The 13,589-nt window shown below is 65.4% G+C and carries 18 protein-coding genes; 8 read left to right on the top strand and 10 right to left on the bottom strand.

All coding sequences use genetic code 11. The annotated features are described in order from the left end of the window. Positions 1-19 precede the first annotated feature (19 nt). The 6 genes from JMJ55_RS04555 to lpxD all read right to left on the bottom strand — a co-directional run bounded on the left by JMJ55_RS04555 (position 20) and on the right by lpxD (position 5,633). A complete protein-coding gene (locus tag JMJ55_RS04555) occupies positions 20-646 on the bottom strand; it encodes an antibiotic biosynthesis monooxygenase family protein (protein ID WP_202824276.1) in 627 nt (208 codons plus the stop codon). A 220-nt stretch (positions 647-866) separates the two neighbouring features. Further along, complete coding sequence (locus JMJ55_RS04550) at positions 867-1,058, bottom strand: CsbD family protein (protein WP_202824275.1); 192 nt, start codon at positions 1,056-1,058, stop codon at positions 867-869. Between the two features lie 517 nt (positions 1,059-1,575). Beyond that, positions 1,576-1,863 (bottom strand): hypothetical protein, encoded by a 288-nt coding sequence (locus JMJ55_RS04545; RefSeq protein WP_202824274.1) that lies wholly within the window; start codon positions 1,861-1,863, stop codon positions 1,576-1,578. Between the two features lie 1,188 nt (positions 1,864-3,051). Next, positions 3,052-3,420, bottom strand: coding sequence for a hypothetical protein (locus tag JMJ55_RS04540; protein WP_202824273.1), 369 nt, complete (start codon positions 3,418-3,420; stop codon positions 3,052-3,054). Between the two features lie 29 nt (positions 3,421-3,449). Beyond that, positions 3,450-4,376, bottom strand: a complete 927-nt coding sequence (locus JMJ55_RS04535; protein ID WP_202824272.1) for an alpha/beta hydrolase — start codon at positions 4,374-4,376, stop codon at positions 3,450-3,452. Between the two features lie 243 nt (positions 4,377-4,619). After that, positions 4,620-5,633 carry a UDP-3-O-(3-hydroxymyristoyl)glucosamine N-acyltransferase gene (gene lpxD, locus JMJ55_RS04530; RefSeq protein ID WP_202824271.1) on the bottom strand — a complete coding sequence of 338 codons (1,014 nt, stop codon included), beginning with the start codon at positions 5,631-5,633 and terminating at the stop codon, positions 4,620-4,622. A 626-nt stretch (positions 5,634-6,259) separates the two neighbouring features. Between lpxD and JMJ55_RS04525 the strand changes: the two genes are divergently transcribed. After that, entirely contained in the window at positions 6,260-6,637 is a 378-nt protein-coding gene (locus tag JMJ55_RS04525) for a DUF2147 domain-containing protein (RefSeq protein ID WP_202824270.1), read from the top strand. Here the strand turns inward: JMJ55_RS04525 and JMJ55_RS32040 are convergent. After that, positions 6,559-6,726, bottom strand: coding sequence for a hypothetical protein (locus tag JMJ55_RS32040; protein WP_407927526.1), 168 nt, complete (start codon positions 6,724-6,726; stop codon positions 6,559-6,561). The genes JMJ55_RS04525 and JMJ55_RS32040 overlap by 79 nt on opposite strands. Before the next feature lie 42 nt (positions 6,727-6,768). Here JMJ55_RS32040 and JMJ55_RS30820 point away from each other — a divergent pair, with 42 nt between their 5' ends. From JMJ55_RS30820 to JMJ55_RS04500, 4 genes are all read left to right on the top strand, one after another. Further along, positions 6,769-7,149: a hypothetical protein gene (locus tag JMJ55_RS30820; protein ID WP_236033354.1), complete on the top strand. Its 381-nt coding sequence runs from the start codon at positions 6,769-6,771 to the stop codon at positions 7,147-7,149. Between the two features lie 1,064 nt (positions 7,150-8,213). Beyond that, on the top strand, positions 8,214-8,609 hold the full coding sequence (locus JMJ55_RS04510; RefSeq protein WP_202824267.1) for a hypothetical protein: 396 nt from the start codon (positions 8,214-8,216) through the stop codon (positions 8,607-8,609). Between the two features lie 77 nt (positions 8,610-8,686). Beyond that, on the top strand, positions 8,687-8,821 hold the full coding sequence (locus JMJ55_RS32035; protein WP_202824266.1) for a histidine kinase dimerization/phosphoacceptor domain -containing protein: 135 nt from the start codon (positions 8,687-8,689) through the stop codon (positions 8,819-8,821). Between the two features lie 89 nt (positions 8,822-8,910). Further along, the gene (locus tag JMJ55_RS04500) at positions 8,911-9,243 is read left to right on the top strand and encodes a sensor histidine kinase (protein WP_202824265.1); all 333 of its coding nucleotides are present in this window, start codon (positions 8,911-8,913) and stop codon (positions 9,241-9,243) included. 81 nt (positions 9,244-9,324) lie between these two features. On the opposite strand, the gene JMJ55_RS04495 is transcribed toward JMJ55_RS04500, so the two are convergent. Beyond that, positions 9,325-10,710, bottom strand: coding sequence for a sensor histidine kinase (locus JMJ55_RS04495; RefSeq protein WP_236033352.1), 1,386 nt, complete (start codon positions 10,708-10,710; stop codon positions 9,325-9,327). A 304-nt stretch (positions 10,711-11,014) separates the two neighbouring features. On the opposite strand from JMJ55_RS04495, the gene JMJ55_RS04490 reads away from it, so the two are divergent. Then, entirely contained in the window at positions 11,015-11,236 is a 222-nt protein-coding gene (locus JMJ55_RS04490) for a hypothetical protein (protein WP_202824264.1), read from the top strand. Positions 11,237-11,308: 72 nt separating this feature from the next. Here the strand turns inward: JMJ55_RS04490 and JMJ55_RS04485 are convergent, their stop codons facing one another. Further along, positions 11,309-11,611 (bottom strand): sensor histidine kinase, encoded by a 303-nt coding sequence (locus JMJ55_RS04485; protein ID WP_202824263.1) that lies wholly within the window; start codon positions 11,609-11,611, stop codon positions 11,309-11,311. Between the two features lie 25 nt (positions 11,612-11,636). Then, on the bottom strand, positions 11,637-12,257 hold the full coding sequence (locus JMJ55_RS04480; RefSeq protein WP_202824262.1) for a hypothetical protein: 621 nt from the start codon (positions 12,255-12,257) through the stop codon (positions 11,637-11,639). 320 nt (positions 12,258-12,577) lie between these two features. Between JMJ55_RS04480 and JMJ55_RS04475 the strand changes: the two genes are divergently transcribed. Both JMJ55_RS04475 and JMJ55_RS04470 read left to right on the top strand, forming a co-directional pair. Next, on the top strand, positions 12,578-12,925 hold the full coding sequence (locus tag JMJ55_RS04475; protein ID WP_202824261.1) for a Crp/Fnr family transcriptional regulator: 348 nt from the start codon (positions 12,578-12,580) through the stop codon (positions 12,923-12,925). A gap of 236 nt (positions 12,926-13,161) precedes the next feature. After that, positions 13,162-13,575: a response regulator gene (locus JMJ55_RS04470; RefSeq protein ID WP_202824260.1), complete on the top strand. Its 414-nt coding sequence runs from the start codon at positions 13,162-13,164 to the stop codon at positions 13,573-13,575. Positions 13,576-13,589 lie beyond the last annotated feature (14 nt).

Genomic DNA, 13,589 nt, shown 5'->3' with positions numbered 1-13,589 from the left:
ACGTCTCCCCGACGGTGCCCTATACCGCCGCCAGCACCGCCGTCTCACCCATGGTCACCTGCGGCTCCCGGTACGCCATCTCGCCCAGTTGCTCGCGCATGATGCTCAGCACTTCCTCATGCGAGTGTGTCGCATGCTCGCGGCTGTCGAATAGCGAGACGGAAATGGCGCGGTCCGGTGCGGCCTCGTCCCGGAAGGCGTAGAAGCCGCGGAAGCCCGGTGCGTCCATGATGGCTGGGAGCGTGTGCTGGCTTACCGCCGAATGCATGGCCTCAGCTTGCCCAGGTAGCCCGCGGTAGGTGCGGACGACAATAAAGAGGGGCGGCCGCCGGTCCGTCGTCTGCCCCTGCGGGTGTGCAATGGAGTCAAAAACGGTCTCCCCGGCCACAACCTCCGGCGCCTCGGGCATGAGGTCGCGCATGTTGGCCTCAATCCATTCCCTCACGCGCTGGTCGGCCTGCATCGCCGCGTCCTTGTCGTCGAATATGCCGACCGAAAAGGCGGTGTTGCCCTCCTCCGTGACGAATGCGCAGTAGCCGCGGAAACCGGGCCGTCTGTCAACGAGCGGCACGATGTGGTCGCGCGTCCGTCGCACCACCTCCTCGGCGGAGCCGCTGAGTTTGGTCCTGCGGATCACCACGTACATGGCCCTGCCTCCCGCGTCGCCCGGCCTGCCCGGAGGGCGTCTCCGCTCTGGCCAGGAGCACTCGACGGACGCCAACGCGTGGAGAGGCTGAGCAGGCGGTAACCGCAGGGAGGGGCCTCATGGCTGCCGGAGCGCGATCGCAGCGGGTCTCGTCCGTCGATAGCCGGATCGGGTTATGGGAAACCTGAGCGCCGAGACGCCGCCGCAGACCTCCGCCTAATCAGCCTTTGGCCTTATCCGTTGCATTGCGCGCCGCGTCTTTGACGCCACCAGCCGCGCTCTGGGCCGAGCCCTTGGCTTTGTCCATCTTGCCCTCGGCCTGCGTCTTAGTGTCACCGGTCGCCGAGCCAACGGCGTCCTTCACGGCACCTTTCGCCTTGTTGGCCGCGCCTGAGATGCGATCCTTGTCCATGGTGTCGTCCTTCCGCTTTCGGTTCCGGTAAAAGTCGAACGCGATGCAGGCTAGCGTATCGGCCCCGCCTGCCCGGGGACCCTGGCGGACTACCACTACCGCCAGCGCTGAACTCCGCTCGGTGGTTATCGCCGGTCGCTTTGAATCGCCGGTCTCCGTTGGGAGTTGGCTGCGGTAAGGCTGCTTAGCCCAAGCAAGGCGACCCAGCCGAAATTCGTCCGCTCGATATCGGGCCGAACTCGGAGAGGTGGTCTCGGTGGGAGGGCTAAGAGCGGTGCGGCAACGCCGACCTCAGCAACCATGGGGATAGTGGCCTCGGCACGAGCCTGAGCGAAAGCCAAGGCACATTGAGGACAGGCGTAGAGGACCGCCAGCCAGAGGCGCCCTCGCATGTTCGTCTCCCTCCCCGACTTGATGCCGGGTGCTTGGTAAATGCACCTGTGAGACTTTTGCTGCGCCGACGGGTATAAGTTTCTCGCTCACGGCCGCCCTCAGTATAGGCGCCGGAGTGGCTGGCCTAACCACGGGGGCAGAACCGGTCACCGGCTGCCCGCCACCCCATCCTTTCGTTTACCCACTCCTCAGTGTCGCCCAAGAGCCCGCTGAACTGGGTCCGGGCCGGGTCATAGAGTTCCACCCGCTCCATCACCAAGCCATACAGGGAATGCTGCTGCTGTTGAGTGGTGGCGCCGAGCCGGTCGGCCAGCATCTCGAACCACACTTCCTGCCGTCGGGGATGAGGGAAGCAGCCATAGCGGCGCCACCAGTTGGCGAACTCCCCCTCGATCTCAGTGCGCCACCTCAAGCCGACCGGCTCGTCTCTCGCCTGTAACTCGCGCGCCGAGGCAGCAGGCGGCACCGAGACCGTTCGATTTCGGTTGGGTCCAGGCTGGAATGGGATAGGTGGCGGAAGCTGCCCCTGATCTGGCTCTGGGGGCGGTGACCAAGGCGTGGGCGGAGGCGACTCGGTGCGCGGTCGGCCTGTAGGGGGACCAGCAACAGGCGGTAGCGTTTCAGCCGTCTGCGACCACGCTTGGGTGCCCAGAAAGGCTACCAGAGCGATCAAAGGAAGCCGTGTCGGCATGGTGCATCACCTCCGAGCGTCAACGCATGTGCCGGGCTGGGGTCGCCGTGTCCACACAGGCATGGACCAATCGTGCGAGAGCCAACCGTATGCCGTTGCCGAGGTCGGGTTGACGAATCGGCCAAGCAAAGCCGCACGGCGAGATTGGTAACCTCAGCGTTCAGGAGATAACCAAATCGCTGAGCGGCCGACTGCTGGCGGCCTATGCCGCGTTGCAATCGGCGGCTCGGGCGCAGCCAAGCCAAACTGGTTGGTGTGTTCGGTTGCGGGCCAAGCCACTCGACCCAGTGCCCCGTCACGCGCCGACTCAGCATTCAAAAGCTCGAATCTGGCAGCTTGTGGTCTAATCATCCGGGAGGCGTGGCTAGGTCACCTCTCAACGGCACTCCACATTCCCGGATGGCGACCGGCATTGTGAATGCCACGGCTTGGGCTTCTTCTGAACTGGTGTGTTTCACTCCTGCTTTCACAAGGGAGGAATACGATGATGCGCAACTTAACGGCCGCGCTACTCGTCGGGTTGGTTTCGCTTAGCCTGACGGCATGCGGCTCAAGCCCCGGCAGCCGCGCCGCCTCTGGGGGCCTGCTCGGAGCAGGAGCGGGTGCTGGGGTGAGTGCCTTGACTGGCGGCAGCGTTGGAACAGGTGCGCTTGTCGGCGGTGGTGTGGGTGCCGCAGGCGGTGCTCTGACAGCGCCCAGCCGCGGCAGTAGCTACGGCGGTGGTGGATACTCAGGCGGCCGAGGATATCGCGGTTACTAGCCACAACCGTAAACGCGACCGCAGCAGTGTCTCGCCTGGGCTGTTCTAATCGCAAAGATAAGGGCCGGTCAGCGACGAAGGCTGTCGGGTGCATGGCCGGGCGCGGCCAGCGCCAAGTGCTAGTCGTCTGGATCGACACCCAGGCGGACCTAGCCAAGTCGGCGGCGGTCCTCCCCCCTTGGCAGGTCGTCGCCCGGCGTGGATACCGTGCGCCGGTTGCGGACCACGTTCACTAAGGCGGAGCAGGTGGTGACTAACGCCAACACAGCGCCGACTAGCGCGGTCACGAAGCCCAGCATCACTAAGAGGTTCGGTAGTAGGAGGGTATAGTCGGCGAGGACGGGCGGAGCAGTCCCCGAACCCGCGGAGGTGACCTGCACCTTCTCAAGGGCAACCAGCGCGAGACCAAGCCCAAGCAGGGTGAGCCCGCGCCAGAACCACGTCCCATACCAGCGCCGCCCCGTTTCGCCCCTCTTGGTGCCCATAGCTGCCCCGATCCTCGCGTCCGCTGCTGGCATGCGAGCGTCGCCTCGCTCAACCCTCAACCCTACCCCAAGGTGCCACGCAGCCACGCGCATGCCTCGCCCAATGCCCTGTCCGCCCCGCTGATCATGCCGGTGAACAGCAGGAAAGCATGGATCATACCGGCTTGCCGCGAGAGGACCGTCGGCACGCCAGCATCGAGCAGGCGCTCGGCGTAGCGCTCGCCCTCGTCGCGCAGCGGGTCGCACTCGGCCGTCAGCACCATCGTCGGAGGTAGGCCGCGTAGGTCAGGCGCGCGCAGCGGCGACGCGCGCGGGTCCGCCGCGTCCGAAGGGCTGTTCAGGTATTTTTCCCAGAACCAGGGCAGGTCCGCTGCCGCCAGACCGTACCCTTCGGCGTACTCGGTCATCGAGGCTGTAACGGGTGTGCCGAGGTCCGTCGTCGGATAGAGAAGGAGTTGGCCCGTGAGGCGTGGGCTACCCTCATCGCGCAGGCGCAGCGCGGTAGCAGCCGCGAGCAAGCCCCCAGCGCTGTCGCCGCCGACCACCACGCGCTCCGGGTTGGCCCCCAGTTCGCGTGTGTGCTCGGCGGCCCAGCGGGTCGCGGTGAGGCAGTCGTCATGGGCGGCCGGGAAGCGGTGCTCCGGCGCAAGGCGGTAATCCACTGAGACAACCACGCAGGCTGCCCCCGCGCAGAGGTTGCGGCAGATCGCGTCATGGGTATCGAGGTCGCAGACCACGAAGCCCCCGCCGTGGAAGAACACCAGCAGCGGGAACGGGCCGGTGCCATGCGGTGTGTAGACCCGAAGGCCGAGCCGCCCATTCGGGCCGCGGATGCACCGATCGACGACAATCGCTACCTCCCCAGCCGATACGCCCGGCAGCGGGTGTGCCCGGAACATTGCCCTCACCTGCTCGACGGGGAGGCTGCGGATCGGCGGCTGGGACCCGGTGGCGTCGAGGAGCACCTGCACCTGTGGATCGACGGGCATGCTGCTGTCCTCCCTTAGGGCATTGCCCCTGCGCTTGCGGCATCGTCGGCGCTCACTAGCGGAACGATCAAGCATCTCCGCTCGCGGCATCGACGAGAGTTGGAATGTCACCTACGAAGTTATGCGCGAGCGCGGCAAGGAGGCGGCAGCCAATCTAAGGCTAGCCTGAGGCAGGAGCGGCCGGGCTACATGGGGAAGCTGCGACGGTTCTGGCGACGGTGGCTGCCCGCAGGAGCGTCCTCATCACCGGTCGCGCGCCATCCGCTTCACGGCGGCAACCTGCCGAAAGAACTCCTGCCGTGGCTGGGCAGGACTGCCGACCAGTGCCGCGCCGGGAACCACATCGGACATCACACCCGCCTGTGCACCGATCCGCGCCCCTTTGCCGATGCAGATGTGTCCTGCGATGGCCGCTTGCCCACCGATCTGCACGAAATCCTCGACAATCGCCGACCCCGCGATGCCGACCTGCGCCACGACGACGCAGCAGCGGCCGAGACGGACGTTGTGCCCGATCTGGACGAGGTTATCGAGGCGCGACCCGGCGCCGATCACAGTGTCCCCAGTGGAGCCTCGGTCAATGGTGCTGTTCGCGCCAACCTCCACATCGTCGCCCAGCAGCACCCGCCCAAGCTGAGGGACAGAGAGAAAGCCGGAGGCGGTGGTGGCGAAGCCGAACCCCTCCTGGCCGATACGTGCGCCGGGGTAGACATAGACCCGCGCGCCCAGCAGGGCATGGCTGAGGCTGGCGTGTGCGCCAACTCGGCAGTCGGGGCCGACCACCACGCCTTCGCCGATAGCTGCGTAGGGACCGATGCGGCAGCGAGGGCCGACTTCCGCCCCGGCCTCGACCAGGGCGAAGGGGCCGACCTCTGATGAGGGATCAACCTGTGCGCCCTCTGCGACGAACGCCGTCGGATGGACGCCGGGACGCAGGGGCGGCGCTGGGTAGAACAGTGCGGCCACCCGCGCCCAGCCTGCGTAGGGTTCGGTGGTGACGATCGGCACCGTCCCCGCGGGCACTCGCGCCAGCATCTCGGGATGGACGATCACCGCACCGGCCGAGGTGCCTTCGAGTGCGGCAGCGTAGCGCCGATTGTCGAGGAAGCTCACCTCCTTGGGTCCCGCAGCATGTAGCGGCGCAACGCCGGTTAACAGGAGATCGGCTTCGGGTGCTGTGCCGCCTGCCACGTCGGCGACTGTGGCGACTGTGTATGGCCCGCTGTGGGCGAAGAAACGCGCATCGCCGATCGTCATTCCGGCAAGTCCTCCCTTGTTTGAGGCGAAGGGTAGCGTCTGTCCGCCGCGCTGCCATCCCTCGATGCCGGTTAGGGACGGCTGACCACGAGCGAGGTCGCGCCTTGGCATCCAGGCCAAGGGTCCCAATCCGGTCCCGCGCGCCAACCCTTCACACCAGCCCCGACACCCCCGTCGCCTCAGCGTCTCCCAGGTGGTCACCGCAGCGACCGCCAGCATGACGAGCGCCATGGCCAGGGTGACGCTGAGCAGTAAGCGCCGCCCGTTCGAAACCACGCAGCGCACACCGCCCACCCCTCATAGGCTCGGCAACGTGAGGCCGAGGATGGGCCTGTGCCGAGCCATACGTAGGTTCTCAAGCGGACATCCCGGCCATGGCCCAGGTTCTCCCGGAGAGCGCCAGCACGAGGGGGGCGCCCCAACTTCCTTCGCCTCCTAACCCAACCGCGACAGCCGCTCGCGCCTCAAAAGTTCGAGCTTTCACGATCTCCCTCATTGGGAGGCGGCCGCTGCCAACGGGCACCCGGTGGAGAGGCTGTGTCTTATGGGCGACTGCGCTGCTCCTTGTGTTCGGGGACTCATCCCCTACCTCTGCCGCACCCGACAACCCGGCCCAAGGCGTGTGGATGGTTGAAGATGACGTAGCAATCGTCGTCACCCACTGCGGTAGCGGCTCACTCTGCGGGCAGATCGCGTGGCTGCGGGTTCCGCTCGATGAGACCGGGCGCCCGAAGCCGGATTTGAAGAACCCCGATCCGGCGCTGCGGGACCGCCCACTCTGCGGCCCGACCGTCCTCGATGGTCTCCTGCCGGTCCCGGGTGAACCCGGCAGGTGGAACGCCGGATCATTCTACGACCCGCAGGACGGACGCACCTACGGCCTTACGGCGACGCTCAGGTCGGCCGATGTGCTGGTTGCCCGCATCTATATCGGGATGCCATTCCTCGGCAGCAACCAGACCCTCCTCCGGGTCCAACGCCTTAGCGGCGGACGGTGGTGCTGAACGCCTGGAACAATACCGTGCCTCGTTCGGGACAAGGTTGCCCTTACGGCGAGACAGCACGACGGACTATCGACATGGCGTGCCTGCACACCCAGCAGCGAGACGGCGAGTAGCAGCGCGTTCTTGATCCGATGGTTGACCTCACGGATCAGGAAGTCGCGGTAGCGGATGTCCTCCTGCCCCTGGGCGAGGGCGTCGCGCAGTGTGGCCTCGGTGCGCTGGCGCCGCTCGACTTTCTCTTGCAGCCGCGCGTTGACTTCTTGGAGGCATCTCGTCCGGATGTCCACGCGCCGCTTCGGAGTCTCCTTGGCCTCGCGCAATTCTTGCGAGCGTGCGACCCGATCGCTGATGTCGAGGAAGGAGGCGAAGTGCTGCGCCACCCTATTCTCCTCGATGACGTGCTGGCCTCAGCGGGGATCATCACCGGTACAGTGGCGCTGGCCTGGGTGGCCGGGACATTGGGGCTCGGCGGCGCAGCACTGTCCGCCATCACCTTCGCGGGCCTGCTCTGAGGACAGTGATTTCCGCGTCCGCGTTCGGCATCGGCCCGAACCAAAAGCTGGTGCAAGAGAAGTGCTGCGAGCCGACCAGATGGAGATCGGCGTCCAGGTGCAGGTCAACAGTTGGAAGCATAAAGTTGGTCGATATAAACTATCATCCTGCATATACAGCTAAATGTGACGTGCGTTGTCGGTCCCTTATGTGTCATATGCCTAATTTCTATGCGTTATCGGCCGCATTCGCACTACCACGTCCATATCACCGCGCAAGTTCGCTTGACATTCGGCCGCCCATTTGGCTAAATACTATCATAAACTATAAGATATTGTGCAGGGCAGACTGAGTTCGACGGCCCGCCGAGAAATGTGGAGGCCGATCAAACGGCCCGCAGGCAGCGCAGCCATCCTCCCTTTCACCGCGTCGATAGGAACCTAAGGGCTGTAGTGGCCGCCTATCCGGCAACGCGTGTTGAAAAGCCGGAGACGGACGAGCAGACCGTGCAAGGCACCGAAAGAAGCGGTTCACGTCTTGCTATTTGACGAACCGCTGCACCGATGGGTGGCTCGACAGCCTCATCGGTGTGCTGCACCCCTGACGGGGTGCTAACCGTTGTATCAGACATTACGGCGCTGTTGCGGCAAGGCCCGGGGGGCAATGAGATCATCCCCGCGGACAACCCCTACGCATGATCTAGGCGGCTGGTCTAAGGAATCGGAGGTAATACAGGGACCGGGCAACCCCCTGTGCGTATAACAGCGCAACGCCTCTTGTCGAGCGTCTACACTCAATCGGGTGATGATCCTCCCCCTTGGCCATTTGTTTTACGCAAGTGTCCAGGGGGGAAAGAACGCATCCAGCCTAATGGGTGAGTGATAGATGGTTCGCTTCACTGCTCTGCGCCAGATGAGATAATCTGCTCCCGCACGCCTTCGCACCGCTGCGCGTGATCGGTTCGAGCGCAGCGCAGCAAGCGAGAGAGATCACGAAGTAGCCCGCGGTCGAGAGCGAAGCGGTCGAGCGCGCGAAGGAGAGACGAATTGCGTCGCAGATTCCTAGGGAATACAAGCCTGCCACCATGCAGCGCGATGAACCACCTAATGACGAACCGCTCGAACTGATGCCTCGTCCTGCGCCGTCTCCGCAGGAGATAGCGCGCGCCTCGACGAGCACCAAGGTAGGCGCCTGGACGGCGAAGCAACTTGCCGAGTGGGGCATTCCCTACCCGCCGCCGAAGGGATGGCGTGCCGAGTTGATCCGTCTGCATGCGCTGGGCCTCGATGTCACCCCGCTGCCGTACAGGGCGAAGGACCAGCAGGTCCGCAAGGTAGACCGGAACGCCTCATCTGCATCATCACCCTCTGTGGCTACGACTACGCAGCCAACGGCGCCTCAGCAGTGGGACCCCATCACCATTTACCGCATCACCGACATCGGCACACCTGATCCCAACGACCCGCCGCCTTGGATGTGAGCGCGCCATGTTGGTCGGCGACGCCTTGACGATCTTGCTGCCCGCGCGGATGTGGACGCGCAGCCACGGATCGGGTGATGAACAGTCTGCAACTGACCTCCGCTCTATTTCGACTGCGAGGGCACGCGCTCGGGGATACGAAAGCCGCGGCGCAGTTGGTCCTGGCTGCCAGCCGGGTCGCGGCAATCGCGCGGGTGCATCAGCACCTCTAAATGGGCGATGGAGACGGCACCATCGATTGCGGCGCCTACCTGCGGCGACTATGCGACGATCTCTCCGGCACGCTGCGGTCGGACCAGGGGTGATCCCCGTTGAGGTCGTCGATGCCGCGCTCCCGACCGCTAGGATCGTTCCCCTCGGTCTGATCGTGGCCGAACTCGTGGCTAACGCCGCCAAGCATGGTGCGGGCCGCATTAGGGTCTCGCTCGATCATACCTCTCCGGGCGAATACGCGCTGTCGGTCTCTGACGAGGGCATAGGTCTGCCTGCGGGATATGATCCCGGCGCAACCAGCGGTCTCGGCATGCGGGTGATCTCCACCCTGGTCGGGCAACTCTACGGGCGGCTGAACTTCGGGGCGAACGGTAGTGGCCCGGGAGCAAAATTCACGGTGGTTTTCCCAGACGCGGGCTGACCCGCATCAGCGCGGGCCACGGGCTGAGGCCGGGGTGGTAGTTGCACGCGTCGCGCGGCGTGGCTGCCGCGATGCTGGTTGTCAGGCGTTGCCGGTCCGGCGGCCCAGCGCGACGCGGGGATGTGGGGGTAGGCGGAGGATGCAATGCAAGCCCTCAGGCGCAAAGCGGATGTCAGTCTTGATTCCCGATTGTAGTGCCAATCCACGCTCAAGCAGCCGCAACCCGAAGCCCCGCTGAGCGGGCGGACCCGCGACAGGCGGGCCACCTCGCTCGACCCATTCGACTACCTCCCACGGCTCGGCGTCCCCACCGTCGTTCGTGGCACGGAGGACGACCCGCACACGTCCGCTTGGCCGCGATAAGGCGCCGTGCCGAACCGCGTTAGTGGCGAGTTCATGTACGGCCATGGCCAGGGTGAGCGCTGCACCGGGTGGCAGGAACACCTTCGTGGCCTCGGAGGCGAACAGGTCCACCCGATCGCTGTCCATCAGCAAGGGCGCAAGAACAGCGCGCACGACCCCATCGAGCGGCGCACCGGTCCAGTCCCCACGGGTGAGCAAGTCGTGCGCACGGGCGAGAGCGAGGATGCGCCGCTGGAAGGCCATCGCAAAAGCCGAGAGCGCGGGTGACGCACCGCGTGCGCCCAAGGATGTGAGCGACTGAACAACAGCAAGCGTGTTCTTTACGCGGTGGTTCAACTCGTTCGTTAGCAGCACCCGTCGCTGCTCCGCCCGCCGCCGCTCTGTCTGGTCGCGCATGACTGCGAGCAACCCCAAAGGCAGCGCATGCGGCCCCGCCGCTGGGTCGAGCAACGGCATCGACAGGCCGCTGGCCCAGAACCGTGCGCCGTCCCGGCGAAGGTGCCAGCGCTCGTTCTCGGCGCGCCCCTGTGCCAGCGCCGTCTCGGCCTCCCGCTCCGGCACCCCGGCAGCGCGGTCCTCGGGAGTGAAGATGAGGTCGGCTGAGCGGCCGATGATCTCCGTCCCGGTCCAGCCCAGCAGCCGCTCCGCCCCCGCATTCCAAGACGTCACGCGGCGGTCGAGGTCGGTGGTGAAGATCGCGTACTCCGTGGCGCTGTCGAGGATGAGGCGCAACCGCTCATCACGCTCGCGTAGGGCCGCGCGGCTCTCGATTAGGGCGACATTGGCGCTCCGCAGCGCCTCGTTGTCCGCCTCCGAGGCGGCAAGGTTGGCTCGACCTACCGCTATATGCCGATCGTGCTGCGCCTCGACCGCAGCAGCCGCCGACTTCGCCTGTCTCCCGTCTGCCGTATTATCAGTTCGCTCACGGGTTAGTTTATCGGCGTTCATTCCGGCTGCTTGCTCGGCCGATAAACCAGTCTGCGCGAGAGCCCGGCGCAGAGTAGCGACTTCTGCCTCTAGCTCCGCGATGCGGGTCTGGGAGGCCAGTGCGTCCTGACCCGCCTCGCTCGCGCTGCGGCTGGCCGTCTCGTTATTGTCCTTCATGACCCTCACGCGGAAGGACGGGCAGAGCGTCCGAAACCCCAACCGAACTCCCTCGGAGGCGTTCCCGCCCAATAGCTGTTTTGATCGAACGTATGTCAGCTAAATGACTCTGGCCACAATCGTTTGGGCTTATCTCGGAGCCAACCCGAGGAACTGATGCGCCGACTGACAACCTTCTGCTGGTAGAAGGCAACAGTCCAAGCGGCAGAAGTAGTCCGTTGCGGCACGGACGGGCCTACCGTCGAGCATTCCAGCAACGGAACAGAGACCGGTTGTGGTAAGGTGCGGGTCGAGGGAGGCAATCATGAACCCGCCCGAAGATGCCCTTGCCTTGGCTGATCGCCATGTCCGAGAAGGTGAGGAGCGCGTTACCCGCCAGCTTGCCATCATCGACGAGATGGACAGGGACAACCATCCTGAGGCGGCGGCGATAGCCAGGGTAGTGTTGGCGACGCTGCAAACCACCCTCGACCTAATGCGAGAGCACCTTCGAATGGAGTGCAAGGCTCGTGGTGGAGGTAACTAAGGGGCGATTTGTCCCGCGTCGGGAACCCTCCACGTGTGGTGCGGCTCGCGCTGGGGCGGCGCATCGCCTTGATCAGTCCGGCTTGACGCTTTGTTCGGGGAAGATGTCCACCACGGCGGTGCCCTGGCCGCTACGCCCGGCCTCCATCGTGGCCCGGCCACTTACCTGTTGGCGAACATCTCGACGAACCGCAGCCCGAGTAAGCCTGCCCGGCGCTCGCTGGGCTATCCCGGCCCCGTCGTCCTCGATCTGCGGGCGCATCGTCCTGCCGCCGATGGAGCGCAACTCGACCCGGACGCGCCCCTCGCGCCCTTCGGAAAAGACGTATCTGAGCGCGTTGGTGACCGCTTCGCCGACGATGAGGCCGAGCGGCATCGCGGCACAGCCGTCTGTGCCGCGGTCACATCGCCGCTGAGACAGCCGTCCGGCCGATCATCACGTCTGGCCGGTTCCAGGCAATGCCGGTCAGCTTGGCCGCGTCGATCAGCGCCGCCAGTTTGCCCGACTGCACCGCGCTCTCGCGGCCATGCCATAGGATGACCGAGCCGCCTCGTGTGCCGTCGCCGTCGCGGGAGAAGTTGTAGAAGCCACGGAAGCCCGCCTGCTCCCTCAAAGGCGGTAGGATGTTCGCCCGGACCCAGCGCGCCATCCAATCTGGCGAGCTTGTGAGGCCGTCGTAGTAGCGGACAACCACGAACAGGCTGTCGCCCGCGGCCAGCCGCATGGGAGGCACTTCCTCCGCCACCAGCACATTCCCTGCCACGATCTCCGGCGGATCAGCCACGATGTCCCCCAGCGCCGACACCATCCAGGGGTGGACCTGCGCCTCCGCCCGCAGGGCCGTTTGCTGGTCGTCGAAAAGTGTGACTGACACGGCATGACCGTCCTCGCTGGCAAAGACGCAGTAACCCGCGAAGCCGGGGGCTTGCTTGAGCAGCGGCACGAGGCTGTCCCGGACGCGAGGTGCGAGCAGCGGCATCGCGGCTGCCTTGTCGGCGTGTTTCCGGATCATGAGATACATGGCCACCCTCCTTGCGGTCGCCGTAGCGGCCTGTGTCCTTCCAGGCAGCGGCGCGGCTGTCGAGTTGCATATGCCCCGGCTCGTCTCGGCCGAAGCATGAACCTCGACCTCGGGTCGTCCCACAGCCTGACGATGCACTCGGTTTACGGCTCTGATCCAATGCGTTCAGGTCCCAACACACCTCCCAGCCCCGACCGTATGCGCACATGGTGATTCTGCCGCCCGAAGGGAACGACATGGCATCTGTGCTCAGGATCGCGGTGGCGCTCGGGCTTGCTTCTGTGGGGCTGTGATCTCCTCGACGCGCCTGCTCGCGGGTGATGGAGCGCCGGAAGGTCGCACGCTGGGTGCTGATGGCGCACGACAGGACCACTGGAAATGACGAGTTCCCCATGACCCATGAGTTCCTGGCCATGATGCTTGGGGTGCGCCGCGCCCGGGTCACCATCGCGGCGGGTCAACTCCAAAAAGCGGGCCTCATCCACGACGACCAGGGCTGCATTGAGGTTACCCATCGTCCCGGCCTAGAGAGTGCCGCCTGCGAGTGCTACGGCGTGGTCCGGCGCGCGCAGGATCAGATGCTTGGGTCGCCCCTGATACTCAAGGCGACTATCGCCACTGACGCTGCCACACCGCAGGTTGCCGCCGGAAGTCCGCCACATACCTGAACAGATTGACCTGCCCCAGAGCCCTGGGCCATTTGGCACTCGCGCAGTGCGGGCCTGTCCGTGCGAAACGGGACAGACGAGGACACGCCGGAAGGATTTCGTGTCGGATGTATTGGGGCAGAGTGTCTGGTGACCTTGCCCCGCCTTGATCGCCAACTCAGGGCGAGGAGGGTAGTCATATGCACGCTACATACCTCCCCCGCCAACGCCACGGGCTGGCTGGCAGACGGGTCCTCGTGGTCGAGGACGAGGCGGTGGTCGCCATGCTGATGGAGGAAGGGCTGGTTGCCGCCGGGGCGGAAGTCATCGGCTCAGCCTCCTCCGTGGACGAGGCGCTGGGGCTGATCGAAGGCGCAGCATGCAACGGCGGATTGAACGCCGCAGTGCTGGACATGAACCTCGAAGGCACGGCGGTCTCGCCAGTTGCCGACCGTCTAGCCGCCCTTGGGGTGCCGTTCGTCTTTGCCTCGGGTTATGGCGATGGCTGCGAGCGAGGCGCGCACTCGGCCGCCTCCGTGCTGGCGAAGCCGTTCTACTCGGACGCGCTGGTTGCCGCCGTGGAGAACCTGACCGCCGCAGAACGACGATCCGGCGGGACAGGCCATCCTCTCCCATTAACAAACCGTTCTTCGGACCGCATCCGCGTGTGAGGGAGCACGCCTAC

This window comes from Belnapia mucosa (assembly GCF_016775475.1).
GTDB classification, from domain to species: domain Bacteria; phylum Pseudomonadota; class Alphaproteobacteria; order Acetobacterales; family Acetobacteraceae; genus Belnapia; species Belnapia mucosa.
The sequence above is the reverse complement of the archived record's forward strand: the minus strand, read 5'-3'. Positions and strand labels throughout refer to the sequence as shown.

What these genes read in the sequence shown, in the direction of transcription:
- JMJ55_RS30820 (WP_236033354.1), top strand. Translation starts at nt 6,769, where the DNA reads ATGGTTGACCTCACGGATCAGGAAGTCGCGGTAGCGGATGTCCTCCTG.
- lpxD (WP_202824271.1), bottom strand. Translation starts at nt 5,633, where the DNA reads ATGACGATCGGCGATGCGCGTTTCTTCGCCCACAGCGGGCCATACACA.
- JMJ55_RS04485 (WP_202824263.1), bottom strand. Translation starts at nt 11,611, where the DNA reads ATGCCGCTCGGCCTCATCGTCGGCGAAGCGGTCACCAACGCGCTCAGA.
- JMJ55_RS04490 (WP_202824264.1), top strand. Translation starts at nt 11,015, where the DNA reads ATGAACCCGCCCGAAGATGCCCTTGCCTTGGCTGATCGCCATGTCCGA.
- JMJ55_RS04475 (WP_202824261.1), top strand. Translation starts at nt 12,578, where the DNA reads ATGGAGCGCCGGAAGGTCGCACGCTGGGTGCTGATGGCGCACGACAGG.
- JMJ55_RS04525 (WP_202824270.1), top strand. Translation starts at nt 6,260, where the DNA reads ATGGTTGAAGATGACGTAGCAATCGTCGTCACCCACTGCGGTAGCGGC.
- JMJ55_RS04535 (WP_202824272.1), bottom strand. Translation starts at nt 4,376, where the DNA reads ATGCCCGTCGATCCACAGGTGCAGGTGCTCCTCGACGCCACCGGGTCC.
- JMJ55_RS04540 (WP_202824273.1), bottom strand. Translation starts at nt 3,420, where the DNA reads ATGCCAGCAGCGGACGCGAGGATCGGGGCAGCTATGGGCACCAAGAGG.
- JMJ55_RS04510 (WP_202824267.1), top strand. Translation starts at nt 8,214, where the DNA reads ATGCAGCGCGATGAACCACCTAATGACGAACCGCTCGAACTGATGCCT.
- JMJ55_RS04480 (WP_202824262.1), bottom strand. Translation starts at nt 12,257, where the DNA reads ATGTATCTCATGATCCGGAAACACGCCGACAAGGCAGCCGCGATGCCG.
- JMJ55_RS32035 (WP_202824266.1), top strand. Translation starts at nt 8,687, where the DNA reads ATGAACAGTCTGCAACTGACCTCCGCTCTATTTCGACTGCGAGGGCAC.
- JMJ55_RS04550 (WP_202824275.1), bottom strand. Translation starts at nt 1,058, where the DNA reads ATGGACAAGGATCGCATCTCAGGCGCGGCCAACAAGGCGAAAGGTGCC.
- JMJ55_RS04495 (WP_236033352.1), bottom strand. Translation starts at nt 10,710, where the DNA reads ATGAAGGACAATAACGAGACGGCCAGCCGCAGCGCGAGCGAGGCGGGT.
- JMJ55_RS04555 (WP_202824276.1), bottom strand. Translation starts at nt 646, where the DNA reads ATGTACGTGGTGATCCGCAGGACCAAACTCAGCGGCTCCGCCGAGGAG.